Genomic DNA, 21,151 nt, shown 5'->3' on the forward strand with positions numbered 1-21,151 from the left:
CGCGCAACCGGGAAACTAGACCTCCACCCATCATTTTGATACCTTATCTTAGATCATATCAGTGATAAGCATAAGTGATGATACGATGACCGCGCTGGATATCCCGACCGTGCAGGCCTTCCTGCTGGTGGCCGAACTCGAGAGCTTCACCCGCGCCGCCGAGGTGCTCGGCACCACGCAGGCCGCCGTCAGCATGAAGCTGCAGCGGCTGGAGGCCGCCTTGCGCAAGCGTCTGGTCGAGCGCTCGCCGCGCGCGGTTCGGCTCACCGCCGACGGCACTGCATTTCTTGCCCCGGCCCGCGCGCTGATCGAGGCGCATGACCGCGCGCTTTCGCCGGAGCGGCCGGCCACGCAGCAATTGTCGCTCGGCATCAGCGATCATGCTTCGGGGCCCGAACTCGTCCCGCTGATGGAGCGGCTCAACGCGGTGGCGCCGCAGCTCGCGCTGTCGGTCACGATCGGTTTCTCGCGCGAAATCCTCGATGCCTACGACTCCGGGAAGCTCGACGCCGTCATCGTGCGCCAGGAAGGCAGCCGGCGCGGCGGCGAAAAACTCACCGAGGACGAATTCGGCTGGTTCGCCGCGCCACGCTTCGGCTGGCGCCGCGGCGAGCCGCTGAAGCTGGCGACCCTCGCCCCGCCCTGCGGCGTTCGCGCGATCGCGCTGCGCGCGCTCGACAAGGCCGGTATCGCCTGGAGCGAGGCCTTTGTCGGCGGCGGCGTCACGGCGGTCGCGGCCGCGGCGCTGGCCGGGCTTGCGCTGGCGCCGCTGGCGCGGCGGGTCGCGCCGCCCGGCCTGATCGACATGGGACCCGCGCTCGGCCTGCCGCGGCTCGGGACCTCGAGGGTGATGCTGTATTCGCGGGTGAGCGATCCTGCCAGGCGCACCGCCTTGCGCACGGTTTCAGCCACCTTCCGCAGCGCAGCCGGCTAGCCGCTGGTCGACCCCACGGGCCAGGATTGTCCCGATACGCCGGAACAAAATACCCGGCCCGCGCGTTTAGGGCGGTTACGGCGGGGCAATTGGATGTTCGGAAAAGACAGGCAAAGACACCGCGATCTCTTTGAAAGCGAACGCAATTTCCGCCTCCTGGTCGAGGCGGTGACCGACTACGCCCTCTATATGCTCGACCCCGCCGGCGTGATCACCAGCTGGAATATCGGCGGCCAGCGCATCAAGGGATACACGCCCCGGGAAATCCTCGGCCAGCATTTCTCCCGCTTCTATACCGAGGCCGACCGCGCCAGCGGCAAGCCGAAGCGCGCGCTGCAGATCGCGCGCGAACAGGGCCGTTACGAGGAAGACGGCTGGCGGGTGCGCAAGGACGGCACCTTCTTCTGGGCCAGCGTCGTCATCGACCCCATCTACGAGGACGGCCAGCTTGTCGGCTTCGCCAAGATCACCCGCGACATCACCGAACGCCACGACGCCCAGCTCAAGCTCGAGCAGATGCAGAAGCAGCTCGCCGAGTCGCAAAAGCTCGATGCGCTCGGTCAACTGACCGGCGGCGTCGCGCACGACTTCAACAACCTCCTGATGATCATCAGCGGCAGCCTTCACACCCTGAAGAAGGGCACGGGCGACGACGCCAGGAAGCTGCGTGCGGTAGCGGCGATCGAAACGGCGACCCGGCGCGGCGCGGCTCTGACCAGCCAGCTCCTGACCTTCGCGCGCCGCCAGAGCGTCAATCCGCAGACCATCGACCTCGGCGAGCGCATCAACGCGATACGCGAGGTGCTCGATACCGGCGTCGGCCGTTCGGTGGCGCTGCAATTCGAGATTCCCGGGACAGTCCTGCCGGTCACCGTCGACGTCGCCGAGTTCGAGACCGCGCTGGTCAACCTCGTGATCAACGCCCGCGATGCCATGCCGGGCGGCGGCACCATCACGGTGTCGGCGCATGCCCACCCCGGCAACGGGGAGACGGACGGAAAGGACTATGTCGCGGTCACCGTGAAGGATAGCGGCGTCGGCATCGCACCCGACGTGCTCGACAAGATCTTCGATCCCTTCTTCACCACCAAACCCGTTGGCAAGGGCACCGGCCTCGGGCTGTCGCAGGTGCACGGCTTTGCCCATCAGGCAGGCGGCACGGTGAAAGTGGCGAGCGAGATCGGCAAGGGGACCGCGATCACCATCCTGCTGCCGCGCGAAAGCAAGGCACCGCAGGTCGCCGCCGCCCGGGCCGCCGAGAGCGGCGGCAGCGGCACCGTCCTGCTGGTCGAGGACAATCCCGATGTCGCGAGCGTCAGTTCGAGCCTTCTCGAACAACTCGGCTATGCCGTGCGGCGGGTGGCGGATGCCGAGGCTGCGTTGCGCGCGATCGAGCTCGACGGCATCGACCTCGTCTTCTCCGACATCGTGATGCCGGGCAAGATGGACGGCCTCGAACTGGCGCATCGCTTGCGGCAAATCCGTCCGGCACTGCCGATCCTGCTCGCGACCGGCTACAGCGACGCAGCCGTCAACGTGCGCGGCGAGTTCCCGATCCTGCGCAAGCCCTACGAGATCCACGAGCTCAGCCAGGCAATTGCAAAACTGCCGCGGTAGCCTTTCGCAGAAGAGGATGCACGGAGGAAGCATGGTCGCAACCGACAAGGCGTTCACCGGCTCGGTCCCGCAAGTCTATGAGCGCTTGCTGGTGCCGCTGATCTTTGCGCCCTATGCGCGCGATCTCGCCGCGCGGATTGCGCAAGTCGGCCCGCGGCGGCTGCTGGAGACGGCGGCGGGCACCGGGGTCGTCACCCGGGCGTGCGCCGCGCAACTGCCCGCGGACGTCGCCATCACCGCAACCGACCTCAACGAACCGATGCTGGCGGTGGCGAAAGCCGCCCTGCCCGATCCGCGCATCGAATGGCGGCAGGCCGACGCGCTGGCGCTGCCGTTCGACGACGCAAGCTTCGACGTCGTCGCCTGCCAGTTCGGCGCGATGTTCTTTCCCGATCGCGTCAAGGGTTATGCCGAAGCACGCCGCGTGCTCGCACCGGGCGGCCGGCTGCTCTTCAACGTGTGGGACCGTATCGAGGAGAACGAATTCCCCGACACCGTCTCGCAGGCGCTGGCGCAGGTTTTCCCGCATGACCCGCCGCGCTTCATGGCGCGCACGCCACACGGCTATCACGACCGGGACTTGATCCGCAGCGACCTGCAACGCGCCGGCTTCACCGACATCGCCGTCGAAGCCGTCGATCACGTCAGCCGCGCGCCGTCGCCGCGCGAGCCGGCGGTGGCCTTTTGCCAGGGAACGCCGATGCGCAGCGAAATCGAGGCACGCGGCGCGCCGGGGCTGGAGGCAGCCACCGACATGGCCGAACAGGCGCTGGCGCAGCGTTTCGGCGGGGGCGCCATCGAGGGTCGCATCCGCGCGCTGGTCGTCTCGGCAACCGCCCCGCAATAAGACGCCTTGGTGCGAGTCAGTACTTCGCGGCCACGACCGACGGCGCGCCGAACTTGTAGCTGACGCCGAAGCGGACGATGTCCTCTTTCACCTGGCGCGACCAGGACAGGCCGCAGGCGCCCGCGGGCAAGCATTGCGTGGCGGGATTGAGCAGCAGCGTGTTGGTCACGGTGCCGAAATCGGCATGCAGATATTCACCACGCACCAGCCAGTTGCTGGCCAGCATCCATTCCACGCCGGCGCCCGCAACCCAACCGGTCACGGCGTTGGAGAACTTGGCGACAGTGAAGTTGGCGCCGGTGCTGTTGGCGCAGCCGGCCACCCGGCAGTCGGTGGCAAGGGTCGTGTCCACGGTGGTGAAGGCGGCGCCGCCGGTGCCATAGAGCATCCAGCGGTCGAAAGCGACGCCGAGGCGACCGCGCACCGTCGCCATCGATCGCGTCTCGCTGTTCACATAGCTGTAGCCGAACGAATTGTCGAAGCAGGGAACGCTGAACATGTCGGTCTGGCGGCAGAACGCGTAGCGCGGCTTCATCCACTGCCCGTCGGCTTCGACGCCGGCGACGAAGTTCCTGGCGAATTGCCAGTTGTAGCCGGCGTGGACGGCGGCGAGGAACGACGTGCCGTTGGCGAGCTGGTTTTGCCTGAGATTGGCGAACAGCGGATTTGGATCGACCTGGAAGAAATTCGACTGCCCGTTGCCGCCCTGCACGACGCCGCCGAGATCGGCGCCGACATAGAAGCCGGTCCAGCTCACGACCGCCGCGACCGCGGGAGCCTTGGTGTAAATCCTGGCGGGCGGCGGCGCGGGCGCGGCAAAGGCGTAGTTGATGCCGGCGCGGACCATGTCGGCTCGGAAGCTGACCCTTTCCGGCGTACCCGGGATGATCTCGAATATCGCCGCAGAACCGAGATCGACATGAAGATATTCGAGCTTCGCCGACCATTGCGGCGCGAACTTCGCCTCGATGCCGACGCCTGCGGTCCAGCCCGGGCGGAAGGCACTGCCCTCGGCGCCGATCAGCCCGTCATATCCCCTGAGATGGCCGACCGCGGCGCCGCCGGTCAGATAAGGCAGCACCCAGCCATTGGCCCCCATGGCATAGCCAACCCTGCCGCGCAGCGTGCCGAACGCATCCAGCTGCGTGCTGCAGGGATGCGCAAACAGCGCCGGCACCCCGCAAACCGAGGAACTGCCGTAAATGTTGGCAAAGGAGTAGTCGCCCTCGATGCCGAACACGAGGGGACCCGATTGCCAATTATAGCCCAGCGTCAGGCCGGCGAAGCCGCCATTGACGGCATAGTGGCCGTCACCAACGATCTCGACATTCTGAAGCACCACCCCGTTGTCGCGCTGGTCGGAATGGCCGGTGCCGTAGCCGGCGCTCACGCCGCCATAGGCCCCGTTCCAGGATTGCGCCTTGGCCGGCGCGGCCATCGTCGCTGCCAACAGCACAGCGCCTGCGAGAGATGCAGCGGTATGTCGAATCATTCCTGCCCCACGAATCAGCTGCTGAATCGTAGGAGGCAGCCAAGCGTTCGCCACAAATAGTTTTGGGATAAGCGTCGCATTCCCGTCGCGTGTTGCACAAACGCCGCTTCAGGTTGAAGCGCGCCGCTCGGGCAATTTACGACTCGTTAACGGATGGCGGCGCGAAGCCATCGCCTAGCGCTGTCCCGGCCGCCAGGAGAGGTCGTCGGACCACAGGTAGATCGCAATCGCGGCAAGGCACATCACGAGGCCGATCCAGAAAATCGGCGAGTGATGGATGGGACGGCGGTCTCGTTTAGAAGTCGATGGCTCCATGCGAATGATCCTTGCCTTCCTGAACTAGATCGTGGGCAACACCGAAAATCTCTCGCCCGCATAGCGCAGCTTGAGCTGCTCGTCGTCGGCCGTCTCGCTGGTCACGCTGTCGACCCGCGCCGACGGCGGGCCGTGGCGGCACAGAGCGACCATTTCGGCGACGACCGTCGGCGGTCCGGCAAACAGCGCTTCGACGCTGCCGTCCCCGCGGTTGCGCACCCAGCCTTCGAGCTTGCACTGGCGCGCCTGATGATCGAGCCAGGCGCGGTAGCCGATGCCCTGCACCCGGCCGCGGATCGTCACCTGCAGGATCGCATGGCTCATTTCTTCGGCCCGAGGAATTCGGCGGTGCGCGCCTTCATCGCGGCATCGCGCGTGACCTGCGCAGTCAGGTCGGAAGACGCCAGCCCCTTCAGATTCCTGGGCGCAGTGCCTTCACGCAGCGCTTTGAGCGTCTCGTAGACGGCCTGCGTGGCGGCGGCAAAGGGCGCATGGCCCTGCAGCGCGATCCTCACGCGCCGGCCGGCGAGCCAGGCCGGATCGCTCATCTCCTCCGGCGCGCCGCCGAGCACGATCGGCAATCTCGTTGCCGCAGAAATCGCTTCCAGTTCACCGCGCGACTTGATGCCGGTGAAGAACAGCGCATCCACGTCGACCGCCTCATAGGCCCTCGCCCGCGCAACCGCATCGTCGAGCGAGGTGACCGAGGTTGCGCCGGTGCGGCCCATGATGACCAGCGAGGGATCGCTGCGGCCGTCGAGCGCGGCCTTCATCTTGCCGACGCCCTCCTCCAGCGAGATCAGCTCCGTCTTCGCCTGCCCGAACGCCTGCGGCAGCAGCGTGTCTTCAATGGTGAGGCCGGCCGCGCCCGCCGTCTCCAGCTCCTGCACCGTGCGGCGCACATTGAGCGCATTGCCATAGCCGTGGTCGGCATCGACCAGCACCGGCAATTCCGCCGCGCGCGACATCCGCCGCATCTGCTCGCAAAGCTCGGTCAGCGTGATGAGCGTGATGTCGGGATCGCCGAGGACGGCGAGCGAGGCTACCGAGCCGCCGAACATGCCGAGCGGAAAACCGAGATCCTGCGCGATGCGGATCGAGGTCGCGTCATAGACCGAGCCGGGGCGCACGCACACGCTTCCCTTCAGGATCGCGCGCAATGCTTCGCGTCGTTTACGGAAGGCCATGGCTCTCCTCAATCCACGTCATTGCGAGCGAAGCGAAGCAATCCATCGTGCGGCGAAGGAAGCGTGGATTGCTTCGTCGCTGCGCTCCTCGCAATGACGGTCTAAGCAAACTCCAGAATCAGCGCGTCGACGGCGAGCGTGGCGCCGGGCGCGGCATGGATCTTCTTCACGGTGCCATCGCGCTCGGCGCGCAGCACGTTCTGCATCTTCATGGCCTCGACCACGGCCAGCGTCTCGCCGGCCTTGACCTCCTGCCCCTCGTTGACGGCGATCGACACGACGAGGCCCGGCATCGGACACAGCAGCTTCTTGCCGGTGTCGGCGGCGGTCACCACCGGCATCAGCCGCGCCGCGGTCGCCTCGCTCGCGGTGAAGACGTAGGCCGAGACCTCGAAGCCGCGATGCGCCAGGCGGAACCCGTTCGGAACGAAGCGTGCCTGCACGGCCGCCGGCAGTCCGTTGATGTTGCCCTGCCAAACCGCATCGCCGGGCTTCCAGAGAGATTCCAGCAGATAGGGATTCACGAGCCCGCCATCGGCTCCGACGAAGTGCACCATGATGCCTTCGCCCTCGCGCGCGACATCGAGGGCGATCTCCTCGCGGTCGAGCCAGACCGCGCGGCGGCGCTCGCGCTGCACGATGCGGCCGTTCATCTGGCCGGAAATCTGCCGCTTGCGCTCGCCGAGCACATGATCGATGGCGGCCGCCACCGCTGCGAGCCGGCGCGCGACCTCACCTTCCGGAGCATGCGCCGAAAACCCCTTGGGAAACTCTTCGGCAATGAAGCCGGTCGAAAGCCGGCCCTCGCGCCAGCGCGGATGATGCATCAGCGCCGACAGGAACGGGATGTTGTGGCGGATGCCGTCGACATAGAACGCATCGAGTGCGTTCGACTGCGCCTCGATGGCGGCCGCGCGCGACGGCGCATGGGTGACGAGCTTGGCGATCATCGGATCGTAATGGATCGAAATCTCGCCGCCCTCCTGCACGCCGGTATCGTTGCGGACGGTAATGCCTTCGTGGCTGGCTTCCGCCGGCGGGCGATATTTCACCAGCCGTCCGATCGACGGCAGGAAGTTGCGGAAGGGATCCTCGGCATAGACGCGGGATTCCACCGCCCAGCCGGTCAATGCGATGTCCTTTTGCGACAGCTTGAGCTTCTCGCCGGCGGCGGCGCGGATCATCTGCTCGACGAGGTCGATGCCGGTGACGAGCTCGGTGACGGGATGCTCGACCTGAAGGCGCGTGTTCATCTCCAGGAAGTAAAAACTCTTGTCCTGGCCGGCGACGAATTCCACGGTGCCGGCGGAGTCGTAGTTCACGGCCTTGGCGAGTGCGACCGCCTGCTCGCCCATCTTGCGCCGCGTGGTCTCGTCGAGCAGCGGCGACGGCGCCTCCTCGATGACCTTCTGGTTGCGGCGCTGGATCGAGCATTCGCGCTCGCCGAGATAGATCACGTTGCCATGCTTGTCGCCCAGCACCTGGATTTCGATGTGGCGGGGATCGACGATGAATTTTTCGATGAAGACGCGGTCGTCGCCGAAGGAGGACTTCGCCTCGGCTTTCGCAAGATTGAAGCCTTCGGCGACCTCGCCCCTGGAATGGGCGATGCGCATGCCCTTGCCGCCGCCGCCGGCGGAAGCCTTGATCATCACGGGATAGCCGATCTCGTCGGCGATCTTCACCGCCTGCTTGTCATCCTCGATGACGCCGAGATGGCCCGGCACGGTCGAGACCTTGGCCTTGGCCGCCGCCTTCTTGGATTCGATCTTGTCGCCCATCGCGGCGATCGCGCCGGGATTGGGGCCGATGAAGACGATGCCGGCCTTCTCCAGTGCGCGCGGAAAGGCTTCGCGCTCGCTGAGGAAACCATAACCGGGGTGCACCGCCTGTGCGCCGGTCTTGCGGCAGGCCTCGACGATCTTGTCGATGACGAGATAGCTCTCGGCGGCCGCCGGCGGGCCGATGAACACCGCCTCGTCCGCCATCTCCACATGCAGCGAATCGCGGTCGGCCTCGGAATAGACGGCGACCGTTGCGATCCCCATGCGGCGGGCGGTCTTGATGACCCGGCAGGCGATCTCGCCGCGGTTTGCGATCAGAATTTTCTTGAACATGTTCTTTGCGGGCTTGGCTTTTTGGCGGGTTTCCTCGCCGCCTGTGGTACAGCAAAACCAAGCAGAGGCAACGGTATTAGTGGTACTTATCGCTTTGAAATGCCCAGCGCTAATCGCCCACAATCCGCTGCCCGATGCGGCTCAGCCCGAATAGGTCTGGAATCTCCCCCGCGCATAGGCATGCGAAACCGCCTTCATCAATTCGGCGACCTCGTTTTCCAGATAGTTGTTGGCCAGGATCAGCGCGCGGATGGTCGCGCGCACGTCGCCGTCACAGGCCTGGATTGCCTGGTCCACCGCCGCCTCCAACCCCGCCTCGTCGGTGTTCTCGGACTGGGGATGGAAAGGCATCAGGCGGTTCCGGGATCGAAGCGAGGATTACAATGTTCTTCTTTTGTTCTGGTTTCGTCAATCGTCCCCAGCGATTTTTCCCGTCTCACCCAAGATGCTAAAGGGCAGCCTCCGTAGTTCTCCTGACCAGAACAAAGTTCCCGAATACCTCCTGATGGTACCAACAAGGCCGGCATGAGCGATTTCACCCAAGCCGTCGTTTCGGCCTTCGCGTTGATCGCGCGGCTCGATCCGGAACTGTCCGGTATCGTGGCGCTGTCGCTGCGGGTCAGCCTGACGGCGAGCCTGATCGCGCTGGTGATCGGCGCGCCGTTCGGCGCCTTTCTCGCCGTCCGGCGGTTTCGCGGGCGACAGGCGGTGATCGTGGTGACCAACGCCTTCCTCGGCCTGCCGCCGGTGGTGGCCGGGCTCGGCGTCTTCCTGCTGCTGTCGCGCTCGGGTCCGCTGGGCTCTGCCGGCCTCCTGTTCACGCCGACCGCGATGATCATCGCGCAGTCGGTGCTGGCGATGCCGATCGTGGTGGCGCTGGTGCACCGGCCGGCCTCGCTGCTGTGGGCGGAGTATTCCGACCTCGCGCGCATCGACGGCCTCTCCACCCTGCGCAGCATCGGGCTGATGTTCTCGCTCGGACACGGCTCGATCCTGACCGCCTTCCTCGCCGCCTTCGGCCGCGCCATCGCCGAAGTCGGCGCCATCATCATCGTCGGCGGCAATATTGCAGGCTTCACCCGCACCATGACGACGGCGATCGCGCTGGAAACCAGCAAGGGCGACCTGGCGCTGGCGCTGGGGCTCGGCCTGATCCTGCTGACGCTGAGCATTCTGGTTTCCACCGTCGCACTGGTCTTCGTCGGCCGGGTCGCTGGAAAATAGCCGTCTTTGCCGTGCAGGTGCCTGTGCTAGAAATTCTTGCGTGAATGGGAATGGTGTTTTCATGCGATTTCGGACGTCCTTCCTCGCCTCCGCCCTCTCTTTGATCTGTGCAATGACATCGCCTTCCCTCGCCGCAACGGCAACGGTGAAGGACGGCGCCACGCTGCAGCTCGCCAACAACACGTTCCGGCTCGACGGCATCGACGCCCCTGCGGTCGACCAGATGTGCATCGACGAGCACGCCGACAGCTGGGCCTGCGGCGTCGAGGCGCGCGACCAGCTGGCGAAGCTGGTCGCCGGCAAGCAAGTCCGCTGCGGCGATCTCGGACCCGATCCCTCCACCAAGAAACACCGCATCGGCCTTTGCATCGTCGAGGGCGAGACCGTCGGCCTCGGTCAACTGATGGTCCAGAAGGGATTGGCGCTGGCCGACGCCAGGGGAAAATTCAAGGCCGACGAGCTGGCGGCAAAGAACGACCGTCGCGGTCTCTGGAGAGGCTGCTTTGCCGCGCCCGCCGATTTCAGCCTCTGGAAGAAGGATGCCGCCCTTGTCGGCGGCGCATGCCGCGCCGACCGCGACCAGCAGATCCGTGCCGTACTGTTCTCGGCCGATCCCGTGATGCCGGCCGGCTGCGCCATCAAGGGCAAATACGCCGTGCGCGCCCGCGTCACCGGCAATGTCGGCATCTATCACCTGCAGGCCTGCCGCTCCTATCCGGGCTTGACCAATTCCGAGCGATGGTTCTGTTCGGAAGACGACGCCCAGGCCGCCGGCTTCCGCAAGGCCTATAATTGCGGCGGCAAGGCCAAATAGAATTCCAATCAACTCACGCGGCGTCTTCGACCGCCGCGTGCGAGATCATCAAGGCGCGGACTTCGTGGGCCGGGCGCGGCGGGCTGAACAGATAGCCCTGCATCTGCGTGCAGCCGAGCGCATGCACGGTGGCGCGCTGCTCCTCGGTCTCGACGCCTTCAGCCGTCGTCACCATGTTGCGGTCGGCCGCGATTGAGACCACCGCCTTGATGATCGAGGTGCCGCGGGCGAGCTCCTTGACGAAGCTGCGGTCGATCTTGATCTTGTCGAACGGGAAACGCTGCAGATAGCTCAGCGAGGAATAGCCGGTGCCGAAATCGTCGAGCGCGATGCGTACGCCGAGCTCGCGCAACTGACCGAGCGCCACCAGCGCCGCGTCGTCGTCGGCGATCAGCACCGCTTCGGTGATCTCGAGCTCCAGCCGGCGCGGGTCGAGCCCGGTCTCTGCCAGCGCCGAAGCGACCTTGAGCGACAGCGTCTGCGAGCGGAACTGGATCGGCGAGACGTTGACCGCAATGCGCACGTGGTCCGGCCAGTTGGCGGCTTCTGCGCAGGCGGTGCGCAGCACCCAGTCGCCGATCTCCTCGATCAGGCCGGTTTCTTCCGCGATCGGCACGAATTCGGCCGGCGAAACCATGCCGCGGCGCGGGTGATGCCAGCGCAACAGCGCTTCGCAGCCGGTCACCGCATTGGTCTTGAGGTCGACCAGCGGCTGATAGTGGATTTCGAAGCCGCCTTCGGCGATCGCGGCGCGAAGATCGATTTCCATCGCGCGGCGCTGGTTGGCCTCCGTCTCCATCGACGGCTCGAAGAAGCGATGGGTGCGGCGGCCGGCCGCCTTGGCGGCATACATCGCGAGGTCCGCGCTCTTCAACAGGCCGTGCAGGTCGCCGCCGTGCTGCGGCGCCAGCGCGATGCCGATCGATGCATCGGCCGCCAGGCTGTGGCCGCGGCAATCGAACGGCGTGCGCAAGGCGGTGTAGATCCGCTGCACCAGCGCGTTGACGTCTTCTTCCGAACTCACATTGTGCTGCACGATGGCGAACTCGTCGCCACCGAGCCGCGCCACGAAATCCTCGGCGCTGATGGAGTCGAGCAGGCGCGCGGAGACGCCGCGCAGGAATTCGTCGCCGATCAGATGGCCGAGCGAGTCGTTGATGCGCTTGAACTCGTCGATGTCGATGTAGAGGATCGCGAAGTTGACGCTCGCACTCTCCATCAGCAGGCCTTCCGCGTGGCGCTGGAACAGCGTGCGGTTCGGCAGGTTGGTCAGCGCGTCGTAATGGGCCAGATGCTCGATCCGCGCCTCGACGCGGCGGCGTTCGGTGATGTCTTCCAGCGTGGTCGCCCAGCCGCCGTCGGGCGCGCGCTTGTAGATCAGATGAATGATGCGGCCGTCCGGCACGCTGATCACGGTGTCCCGCGCCTCGTCGCCCTTGGGATCGAGGAACTTGGCGCAGTAGGCGTCGACGTCGCCGACGAACGAGCCGGTCTGCTGGCGGTGCCGGATCAGGTCGTGCAGCTGACAGCCGGGCTTCACGATATCGGGCGACAGCGCGAACATGTCGATGTAGCGCTGGTTGCAGATCACGAGCCGGGCCTGGGCATCGAACAGCAGCAGGCCCTGCGTCATGGTGTTGATGGCGGTGTCGAGGTGCTGGCTCTTTTCCGAAAGCAGCTTCTGCGCCGCGCGGTGCTGGCGCCGCAATTGCCGCACGATCAGGAAGATGGTGACGATGACGACGACGATCGCCAGCCCCGCGGCGGCGAACTGCAGCCGGGTCTGCGACCGCCAGTCGGCGAGCGCGGTTTCGGTCCTGGTGGTGGCGACGATCAGGATCGGGAAATGGTGGAGCGAACGGACCGCGCCGACCTTGTCCTCGGCCGCGATCTGGCTGACGAAGCGTCCGGAGACGTTGCCGTCCAGCTCCAGCGCGCGTTTGAACGCCGGAAAGCTCGATACGTTGCGGCCGATCACCTGGGGATTCTGCGGATAGCGCGCGATCACGGTGCCATCGCGATGGATCATCGAGATGATGGTGTCGGTGTCGAGCGCAAGCGAGGCGACGAAGCTCTCGAAATGGCTGGGTTCGACGCCGCGGCTGGCGAAGCCGATGATGTCTCCCTTGCTGTCGACGATCTTGCGCAGGAACACGGTGGTCCACACGCCCGTCACCCTGCTGATGACGGGCTCGACAATCACCTCGGGCGTCGCCCGCCCCGAGGTGAATTCGCGGTAGGTGCGGCGGTCCCTGATATGGACATCCGGCACCGGCCACCTTTCCGAGGAATTGATCAGCCAGCCTTCCCTGTTGAACACATTCAGCGCGCCGACATGCGGGAGCGCGGCGAGTCGGGTACGCAGCATCTCATGGGTGGAGAGCAGCGACATCTGCTTTTCGAACGCCTCTGCCGTATCGAGCCCGCCGGCGCGGACAAAGGTCAGGATGTCCTGGTGCACGTGCTGGAGATCGGAGAGCTGCTGGTCGAAATGGCGCGACAGCAGCAGCGCGGTATTGGTCAGGTCGCGCTCGGCGACCTTGATCGCGCGCTCGCGGTACTGCTGAGCCAGATTGGCGGTGCCAAATCCGATCGCCAGCACCAGCGCGGCGCCGCACAGGATCAGCCACTGGATGGCCCCCAGCCGTCCTCGGATCAGCGAACCCGTTTTCGAAAGCACCCGGCGCACTGGGTTGGCGCCGTTCGGTGAGCTACTCGACATTCCCTTGCCCCCACTGGGGTTCCTCTTACGGGAACACAGCCAAAAAGGGCGTTAGGAAAATCAGTTATCGGGGCGTTAAAGCGCACCCGTCGGCATGGCGGTAATTTCGATCCTGGCGGCCGATGGCGCGGATTCGATCGGTTCGACCAGTACCGGGACCACCCCGGCCTCGATCATGCCCAGCGCCCGCGCCGCCGGGGTGGAGACGTCGATGATCCGCCCGCGCACGAACGGGCCGCGGTCGTTGACCCGGCACTCGATCGACACCTTGCCGTGAGAAACCCTTAACCGTTTGCCGAAGGGATGGCTGCGGTGGGCGCAGGTCATCTCGTCACGCTTGCCGATGCCGGGATAGAAGGACGCAAGGCCTGTTTCGGCCATGGCGGTTGCGCCGCTGAAGAGCAGCAGGGCCGCGCAATAGATCGCTGTTCGCATTGCTCGCCTGCATCGATCGGCCCCGACAGCAAACGCGGCTGGAACAGTGCAGGTTTCGGCAATGATGGACGCGCATGGCTCGCATTCCGCACGCCACCGTGCGGAACGAATTCGCCGGGAAACACCGGCCCCCGGATCGCCACAGTTCCGCGGAACGAACCCAAAGCGCGATGATGATTCATCTCATTGCGCTTCAGTGATAGGTCGGATCCGCAGGACGCGGCTCGACCAGCCGCAGCATGGACTTGCAGGCCGGACATTCATAAGTGTTGATCTGGTAGTGCGGCGTCGCCCACTCGATCTCAACCGATACTCTTTCGGTTCCGCATTCAATGCATCGCGGCGCCGGACTCATGGCAGCTTCCTTCGAACTTCAGGTGATCTTTGCGAACCTAGGAAATAGCAGCGCGCAACGGGTTAATTCCCGGGGCCGTAAGATCACGGTGTTCCGCAGCAGGAACTGTTTGCACACTGATCAAGAACGTCCCGTCAGCTCCGCAAAATGCGCGCGCATGCGTTCCGCGTCGGCCGGCCGACCGCTGAACAGGCCGAACGCCTCGACCGCCTGAAACACCGCCATGCCTGCGCCCGGCATGGTCCGGCAGCCGCGCGCCCTGGCTTCCCTGAGCAGTTCCGTTTCCAGGGGAAAGTAGACGATATCGGACACAAAGAGTTCCGGCGACAGCAGTTCGGCCGGCAGCGGCAGTCCCGGGAATTTCGCCATTCCGACCGGCGTCGCATTGACCACGCCGTCGGCGCCCCGCATGGCCGCAGCCGCATCGTCGATCGCAATCGCGCGCCCGCTGCCGAAGCGGCTGCATAGCGCATCCGCAAGCGCGCGGGCTCGCCCGGCATCGGTATCGACGATGGCAAGCTCCCGGGCCTGCAGCGAGAGCAGCGCATGCGCCACCGCGGCACCGGCACCGCCGGCGCCGAGCAGCACGACCCGCTCGCGCCGGACATCAGGCAATGCTCGCCGAAAGCTCTCCGCAAAGCCGGACCAGTCGGTGTTGTGGCCGATGCGGCGGCCATTCGCGAACAGCACGGTGTTGACGGCCCCGATTGCGCGCGCATCGGGACTGAGCTCATCCAGCCATTCGATCACCGCCTGCTTGCAGGGAAAGGTGATGTTCAGCCCGGCAAATCCCTGCCGCTCGGCAGACGCTAGGAGATCGGGCAGCGCGGCCGACGTCAGGCCGAGCACGTCGAGATCGATCAGCCGGTAGGCATAGGAAAGCCCCTGCGCCGCCCCCTCCCGCTCATGCATGGCCGGCGACAGCGAGGACTGGATGCCCGCCCCGATCAGGCCGACGAGGATGGATGGCTTCGAAATCATCGCCGGATTACAGCGGCCCGGGCGGTCCGGCGCAATCCCCGGAATGGCGGGCCTTACTTCACCGTCACCCGGCCCGTCATGCCGTATTCGCGATGATCCGGAATCAAGCAGGAATATTCGAACGTCCCCGCCTTGGTGAACTTCCAGAGCAGCTCCGCCGATTTCTTCGGCGACAGCGTGACGGCGTTCGGCTCGTCGTGCCTCATGTGGCGATGCTTCTTCATCATCTGCGCATGCGCCAGGTTCTCCCTGGTGGTAGCCAGCAGGAATTCATGGTCCTCCGTGCCCGCATTGCGGATGATGAAGCGGATCTGCTCGCCGCGCTTCACCTCGATCGACCAGGGCTCGTAGGCCATCTCGCTCATGACGATCTCGATGGTACGCGCCGGCTTCCTGGGGTCGCCGGGTTCGCCCGCCGAGAAGGATTGGCGGCGGGCATGATCGTGGGCGCTGGCGGACGCGCCGGCCGCCAGCGCGGCGATCGCCAAGACTGTCGAAAAAACTCTCAATGCGACATCTCCTCTGATTTCATCTCATTTTCGATCCGGCTGCTGCCCGGCTGCGCGATGGCTTCGCCGGCGCCTCCGCCGCCCGCGTGCACCGACGGCGCGGCGGGAGACAGTCCCCTCCCCCTCACCAGTCCGAACAGCGCGGGAATGACGATCAGCGTCAGCGCCGTCGACGACACCATGCCGCCGATCATGGGCACCGCAATGCGCTGCATGATCTCCGACCCCGTGCCCGAGCTCCACATGATCGGCAGCAGGCCCGCCATGATCGCGACCACCGTCATCATCTTCGGCCGCACGCGCTCGACCGCGCCCTCCATGATGGCGTCGTAGAGATCCTCCCTCGTCGGCATCCGCCCCTCGGCGGCGCGGCGCCGCGCCACCGCCTCCCAGGCGTGGTTGAGATAGATCAGCATCACCACGCCGGTCTCGGCCGCAACGCCGGCCAGCGCGATGAAGCCGACGGCGACCGCCACCGACAGGTTGAAGCCCAGCCACCACATCAGCCAGAGGCCGCCGACCAGCGCGAACGGCAGCGACAGCATCACGATCATGGTCTCCGTGACCGAGCGGAAATTGAGATAGAGCAAGAGGAAGATGATGAGCAGCGTCACCGGCACGACGATCTTGAGCCGCGCGGCGGCGCGCTCGAGATATTCGTACTGGCCGCTCCAGATCACGTAATAGCCGGCCGGAAACTCGATGCTCGCCTGCACCGCGTGCTGCGCATCCCTGACATAGCCGCCGAGGTCGCGGTCGCGGATGTCGACATAGATGTAGGTCGCAAGCTGCCCGTTCTCGGTGCGGATCGAGGTCGGCCCGCGCGCCAGCTTGATGGTTGCGACCTCGCCGAGCGGGACGGCGCCTCCGGCCGGCATCGGCACCAGGATATCGTCGGCGATCGCCTTCGGATTGTCGCGGAGATCGCGGGGATAGCGCATGTTGACGGAGAAGCGCTGCCGTCCTTCGACCGTGGTCGTCACGGTCTGGCCGCCGAGCGCGGTGGCAATCGCGTCCTGCACGTCCTGGATCATCATGCCGTAGCGTGCCAGTGCGGGCCGGTCGGGGGTGATCTCCAGGTAGTAGCCGCCGATGCCGCGCTCGGCATAGGCCGACGACGTGCCCGACACGGCCTTGAGCACCTGCTCGATCTGCTTCGCCAGCCGGTCGATCTCGACCAGGTCGGTGCCGATCACCTTGACGCCCACGGGCGTGCGGATGCCGGTCGAGAGCATGTCGATGCGGGCCTTGATCGGCATGGTCCAGGCGTTGGACACGCCCGGGAACTGCAAGGCCTTGTCCATCTCCGTGATCAGGCCGTCGATAGTCAGGTCCTTTCGCCATTGCTCTTTCGGCTTGAGATTGATCACCGTCTCGAACATTTCGGTCGGCGCCGGATCGGTCGCGGTCGAGGCGCGCCCCGCCTTGCCGTAGACCGAGGCCACTTCCGGAAACGAGCGGATGATCCGGTTTTGCATCTGCATCAGCTCGGCCGCCTTGGTCACGGAAATGCCGGGCAGCGTGGTCGGCATGTAGAGCAGCGTGCCCTCGTTGAGGTTGGGCATGAACTCGGTGCCGAGCCGGCTTGCCGGCCAGATCGTCACGGCGAGCACGGCGACCGCGAGCAACAGCACCAGCGTCTTGGCACGCAGCACGCCATGGATCACCGGGCGATAAATCCAGATCAGGAAGCGGTTGATCGGATTCCTGTGCTCGGGAACGATTCTGCCGCGCACGAAGATCACCATCAGCGCCGGCACCAGCGTCACCGAGAGCATCGCCGCGGCCGCCATCGCAAAGGTTTTCGTGAAGGCAAGCGGGCTGAACAGCCGACCCTCCTGCGCCTCCAGCGTGAAGATCGGCATGAAGGAGACGGTGATGATCAAGAGGCTGAAGAACAGCGCGGGCCCCACTTCGGACGCCGCCTCGATCAGGATGTCGAGCCGCGGTTTGCCGGACTCGGCGCGCTCCAGATGCTTGTGCGCGTTCTCGATCATGACGATCGCGGCATCGACCATGGCGCCGATCGCGATCGCGATGCCGCCGAGGCTCATGATGTTGGAGCCGATGCCGAAGAACTTCATCGCCGCGAATGCCATCAGCACGCCGACCGGCAGCATCAGGATCGCGACCAGCGCGCTCCTGACATGCAGCAGGAACACGATGCAGACCAGCGCCACCACGAGGCTTTCCTCCAGCAGCGTGCGCTTGAGCGTGTCGATGGCGGCGTAGATCAGGCCGGAACGGTCGTACACCGGCACGATCTCGACCGATTTCGGCAGGCTGGTGGCGATCTCCCTGAAGCGCTTCTTGACGTTCTCGATCACGTCGAGCGCGTTGACGCCGAAGCGCTGCAGCACGATGCCGCTGGCCACCTCGCCTTCTCCGTCGAGCTCGGTGATGCCGCGCCGCTCGTCGGGACCGAGTTCGACGCGCGCGACGTCGCGCAGCAGCACCGGCGTGCCCTTTTCGGCCTTCAGCACGACGTTGCCGAGGTCGTTGATATCCCTGATGTAGCCCTTGCCGCGGATCACGTATTCGAATTCCGACAGCTCCACCGTGCGCCCGCCGACATCGGCATTGCTGGCGCGGATCGCCTCGCGCATCCGCGGCATGGTGATGCCGAGGCTGCGCATGCGCTGCGGATCGAGGATCACGTTGTACTGCTTGACGAAGCCGCCGACGCTGGCGACTTCGGCCACCCCTTCCGCCTTGGCCAGCGCAAAGCGCAGGTTCCAGTCCTGGATCGTGCGGGTGTCTGCGAGATTCAGCTCCTTCGAGATGACCGCGTATTGATAGACCCAGCCGACGCCGGTGGCGTCCGGCCCGATCGTCGGCGTCACGCCGGCCGGCAGCCGCGAGGCCGCGCCGTTGAGGAATTCCAGCACGCGCGAGCGCGCCCAGTAGATGTCGGTGCCGTCCTCGAAGATGACGTAGACAAAGGAGGCGCCGAAAAAGGAGAAGCCGCGCACCACCTTCGATTTCGGCACTGTCAGCATCGCGGTCGCCAGGGGATAGGTGACCTGGTCCTCGATCACCTGCGGCGCCTGTCCGGAATATTCGGTGTAGACGATGACTTGCGTATCGCTGAGATCGGGGATGGCATCGAGCGGAAGGTGCAGCAGCGCCCACAGGCCCGCGGCCGCCGCAAAGCCGGTGCCGAACAGCACCAGCAGCAAGTTGCGCGCCGACCAGCCGATCAGACGGGCGATCATGGCTGGCCTCCGGTCGCAAGCCCCTTCAGCGCCGCCTTGAGATTGCTCTCGGCATCGATCAGGAAATTGGCGGCAACCACCACCGGTTCGCCGTCGGCCAGGCCGTCGCGCACCTCGACATAGCCGTCGCCGCGCTGCCCGACTTTCACTTCCCGAGGCTCAAAACGCCCGCTGCCCTTGTCGACCAGCACCGTCTGCCGCGTGCCGGTATCGAGCACGGCGCTTTCCGGCACCGCCAGCACGGGCTCGGGCTTGCCCACGTTGATCTCGGCGTCGACATACATGTCGGGCAGCAGCACCAGATCGGCATTGGCGAGCTCGACGCGGACGCGCGCCGTGCGGGTGTCGCGGTTGATCTGCGGATAGATCACGGCGATCGAGCCGGCAAATTCGCGGCCGGGAAAGCCGCGCGCCTTCACCGCGACCGGCTGGCCGATCGAAAGCTGGCCGAGATCGCGCTCGGCGACATCGGCCACCGCCCACACCACCGAAGTGTCGGCGACGCGGAACAGCACGTCGCCCGGCTGCGCCCGCATGCCATCGATCGCGTTGCGCTCCAGCACGATGCCGTCGCGCGGCGCCGTCCATTCGATAGTCAGCGGCACCGTTTGGGTCTTCTCCATGGCCGCGATGACGGTGTCCGGCACGTCGAAGTTCTTCAGCCGCTGGCGCGAGCCGCGTCCATATTGCTCGACCCGCGCCGTCGCGGGCGAACCGATAGTGGCAATGTATTCGGCGGCGGCCGAGGAGATCGCGGGGCTGTAGGTCTCCATCAACGGCTGGCCCTTCTTCACCGCCGAGCCGGTGGTGACGTTGGCGACCCTCTGGATGAAGCTTTCGGTGCGCATCGAGATCACCGAGATGCGGCGCTCGTCGAGCTGGATGGTGCCGGGCGCACGAATGACTGTGCGGATGACGCGGGCCGAGGCAGCTTCCGACTTCACGCCGGTGCGCTGGATCTTGCCCGGCGAAAGCTTGACCGAGCCGTCGTCGGAATCCTCGCCCTCATAGACGGGGATGTAATCCATCCCCATGGAGTCCTTCTTCGGCACCGGCGAGGTGTCCGGCAATCCCATCGGATTGCGGTAGTACCTGATCTTGCGCGGCCCCTGCGCCGACGCCGCAGGCTCCGGCGTTGAATCGAGATCGAAGCTGATGTCGCCGCCGGCGGGCACGGCGGTATAGTCGCGCCCGTCAGGCGTCTGCTTCGGCGTCAACGAATAGAGCGGCTTGCCGTCGGGATCGCGGTAATAGAGCGGCGCCGGCGCCGTGTCGGCGGCGGCCGCAGGCGTCGTCATCGCAAGCTGCGGCTGGCCCCGATGCATCAGGAACCAGCCGGAGCCGGCAGCCGCCGCCACGATGACGGCGGCGGCGGCCATGAGCGCAGCGCGGCTCATTTCTGTGCCGTGATGATGAGCTTGTTGTCGACCGTGCCGGTCTCGCCCTGCACCTTGGCGCCGAGCGAAAGCTGCCAGCGTCCCTCCATGCTGAAGCGAGCCTTGAAGCTGTAATCGCCCGGCTCGCCGCCCGGCACCGGCGTGACCTTGGTCACCATTTCCTCCATGGCGTCAGGTGCCATGTCGAGACGGGTCGCGAAGATCACGGCACCAGGTACGACCTTGCCGGTCTTCTTGTTCAGCAATCGAACGGTGAACACGCGGTCGTAGCCGACTTTTACGGTCGGCTCCACGAGCTTGAACTCATAGTCCTTGATGTCGGCGAGAGCCATGTTTGGCCCGGCAATGGCCAAGCCGAACAGCGCCGCCGCGGCGGCGCGCACGAATGTGGAAGTCTTCATTTTTCTTGTCCTCGAACGATCTGACCTGCCGCGGAACGCGGCATGCGAAACGGCGCAGCCGCAATCAGCGGCGCGCGTCGGCGATCCGGCGCGGCGGGACGCCGGTCAGATCATCGTTCGAGGAGGATGGTCGGGCGGTCGGGCGGAAAGACCGTCGATCAGGAGATCGTCGGGCAAGGCAAAGGCGGCCTGCGCGGTCATGCCCGGTGCGAACATGGCAACGCCCGAAGGCGCAGGCACCGGGATCGTCATGGAGCACAGGGCCATCAGCGGACAGGAGTCGCAGTCCTTCGCTGGCTTCCCCTCATCCGGGCAGCACGGCATGCCGTCAGGCATCGCGTGCGTCTCGCCGTCCATCGCGTGCATCTCGCCACCGACGGCGGTGTGATGCGACTTGGCAACCGCCGGCGCCGCAAACGGCACGGACAACAGTCCCGCCGCCACGGTCAGCACGATCAGCCAGTTGAAAAGCCGCCTCGAATTCATGGAGCGATATTCCCACGCCTGCCGGCAAACCGCAAACAGCAGCCGGAACACGATTGCGCCAAATATGGCGGATTCGGCTGGCATCACGGCGATTTATCGTGGC

General features: G+C 65.7%; 19 protein-coding genes. 5 read left to right on the forward strand and 14 right to left on the reverse strand.

Annotated features, from left to right (window positions below):
- The first annotated feature begins 85 nt into the window (after positions 1–85).
- From HZB49_RS02380 to HZB49_RS02390, 3 genes are all read left to right on the forward strand, one after another.
- A complete protein-coding gene (locus HZB49_RS02380; RefSeq protein WP_291608856.1) occupies positions 86–934 on the forward strand; it encodes a LysR substrate-binding domain-containing protein in 849 nt (282 codons plus the stop codon).
- A 93-nt stretch (positions 935–1,027) separates the two neighbouring features.
- A complete protein-coding gene (locus HZB49_RS02385; RefSeq protein WP_291608858.1) occupies positions 1,028–2,551 on the forward strand; it encodes a PAS domain-containing sensor histidine kinase in 1,524 nt (507 codons plus the stop codon).
- A gap of 31 nt (positions 2,552–2,582) precedes the next feature.
- Positions 2,583–3,398, forward strand: coding sequence for a methyltransferase domain-containing protein (locus tag HZB49_RS02390; RefSeq protein ID WP_291608860.1), 816 nt, complete (start codon positions 2,583–2,585; stop codon positions 3,396–3,398).
- Between the two features lie 16 nt (positions 3,399–3,414).
- Here the strand turns inward: HZB49_RS02390 and HZB49_RS02395 are convergent, their stop codons facing one another.
- From HZB49_RS02395 to HZB49_RS02420, 6 genes are all read right to left on the reverse strand, one after another.
- A complete protein-coding gene (locus tag HZB49_RS02395; protein ID WP_291608862.1) occupies positions 3,415–4,890 on the reverse strand; it encodes an outer membrane beta-barrel protein in 1,476 nt (491 codons plus the stop codon).
- Positions 4,891–5,064: 174 nt separating this feature from the next.
- On the reverse strand, positions 5,065–5,205 hold the full coding sequence (locus HZB49_RS02400; RefSeq protein ID WP_291608864.1) for a hypothetical protein: 141 nt from the start codon (positions 5,203–5,205) through the stop codon (positions 5,065–5,067).
- Positions 5,206–5,229: 24 nt separating this feature from the next.
- A complete protein-coding gene (locus tag HZB49_RS02405) occupies positions 5,230–5,529 on the reverse strand; it encodes an acylphosphatase (RefSeq protein ID WP_291608866.1) in 300 nt (99 codons plus the stop codon).
- Positions 5,526–6,392, reverse strand: a complete 867-nt coding sequence (locus tag HZB49_RS02410; protein WP_291608868.1) for an isocitrate lyase/PEP mutase family protein — start codon at positions 6,390–6,392, stop codon at positions 5,526–5,528. Before HZB49_RS02410 ends, HZB49_RS02405 begins: the two co-directional genes overlap by 4 nt.
- Before the next feature lie 101 nt (positions 6,393–6,493).
- Positions 6,494–8,509 (reverse strand): acetyl/propionyl/methylcrotonyl-CoA carboxylase subunit alpha, encoded by a 2,016-nt coding sequence (locus HZB49_RS02415; RefSeq protein ID WP_291608871.1) that lies wholly within the window; start codon positions 8,507–8,509, stop codon positions 6,494–6,496.
- 141 nt (positions 8,510–8,650) lie between these two features.
- The gene (locus tag HZB49_RS02420; protein ID WP_291608872.1) at positions 8,651–8,860 is read right to left on the reverse strand and encodes a hypothetical protein; all 210 of its coding nucleotides are present in this window, start codon (positions 8,858–8,860) and stop codon (positions 8,651–8,653) included.
- 174 nt (positions 8,861–9,034) lie between these two features.
- Between HZB49_RS02420 and HZB49_RS02425 the strand changes: the two genes are divergently transcribed.
- Both HZB49_RS02425 and HZB49_RS02430 read left to right on the forward strand, forming a co-directional pair.
- A complete protein-coding gene (locus tag HZB49_RS02425; protein ID WP_291608873.1) occupies positions 9,035–9,733 on the forward strand; it encodes an ABC transporter permease in 699 nt (232 codons plus the stop codon).
- A 112-nt stretch (positions 9,734–9,845) separates the two neighbouring features.
- Positions 9,846–10,547, forward strand: coding sequence for a thermonuclease family protein (locus HZB49_RS02430; RefSeq protein ID WP_291608874.1), 702 nt, complete (start codon positions 9,846–9,848; stop codon positions 10,545–10,547).
- Between the two features lie 13 nt (positions 10,548–10,560).
- Here the strand turns inward: HZB49_RS02430 and HZB49_RS02435 are convergent, their stop codons facing one another.
- The 8 genes from HZB49_RS02435 to HZB49_RS02470 all read right to left on the reverse strand — a co-directional run bounded on the left by HZB49_RS02435 (position 10,561) and on the right by HZB49_RS02470 (position 21,132).
- On the reverse strand, positions 10,561–13,269 hold the full coding sequence (locus tag HZB49_RS02435; RefSeq protein WP_291608875.1) for an EAL domain-containing protein: 2,709 nt from the start codon (positions 13,267–13,269) through the stop codon (positions 10,561–10,563).
- Between the two features lie 75 nt (positions 13,270–13,344).
- Positions 13,345–13,704, reverse strand: a complete 360-nt coding sequence (locus HZB49_RS02440) for a septal ring lytic transglycosylase RlpA family protein (protein ID WP_365856392.1) — start codon at positions 13,702–13,704, stop codon at positions 13,345–13,347.
- A 475-nt stretch (positions 13,705–14,179) separates the two neighbouring features.
- The gene (locus HZB49_RS02445) at positions 14,180–15,040 is read right to left on the reverse strand and encodes a shikimate dehydrogenase (protein ID WP_291608877.1); all 861 of its coding nucleotides are present in this window, start codon (positions 15,038–15,040) and stop codon (positions 14,180–14,182) included.
- A gap of 53 nt (positions 15,041–15,093) precedes the next feature.
- The gene (locus HZB49_RS02450; RefSeq protein WP_291608878.1) at positions 15,094–15,549 is read right to left on the reverse strand and encodes a cupredoxin family protein; all 456 of its coding nucleotides are present in this window, start codon (positions 15,547–15,549) and stop codon (positions 15,094–15,096) included.
- Positions 15,546–18,764: a CusA/CzcA family heavy metal efflux RND transporter gene (locus HZB49_RS02455; protein ID WP_291608880.1), complete on the reverse strand. Its 3,219-nt coding sequence runs from the start codon at positions 18,762–18,764 to the stop codon at positions 15,546–15,548. Before HZB49_RS02455 ends, HZB49_RS02450 begins: the two co-directional genes overlap by 4 nt.
- Complete coding sequence (locus tag HZB49_RS02460) at positions 18,761–20,161, reverse strand: efflux RND transporter periplasmic adaptor subunit (protein WP_291608881.1); 1,401 nt, start codon at positions 20,159–20,161, stop codon at positions 18,761–18,763. Before HZB49_RS02460 ends, HZB49_RS02455 begins: the two co-directional genes overlap by 4 nt.
- The gene (locus tag HZB49_RS02465; RefSeq protein WP_291608882.1) at positions 20,158–20,562 is read right to left on the reverse strand and encodes a FixH family protein; all 405 of its coding nucleotides are present in this window, start codon (positions 20,560–20,562) and stop codon (positions 20,158–20,160) included. The genes HZB49_RS02460 and HZB49_RS02465 overlap by 4 nt, the downstream gene beginning before the upstream one ends.
- A 105-nt stretch (positions 20,563–20,667) precedes the next feature.
- The gene (locus HZB49_RS02470) at positions 20,668–21,132 is read right to left on the reverse strand and encodes a hypothetical protein (RefSeq protein ID WP_291608883.1); all 465 of its coding nucleotides are present in this window, start codon (positions 21,130–21,132) and stop codon (positions 20,668–20,670) included.
- Between the last annotated feature and the right edge of the window lie 19 nt (positions 21,133–21,151).

Source organism: Bradyrhizobium sp., from assembly GCF_016219575.1.
GTDB lineage: Bacteria > Pseudomonadota > Alphaproteobacteria > Rhizobiales > Xanthobacteraceae > Bradyrhizobium.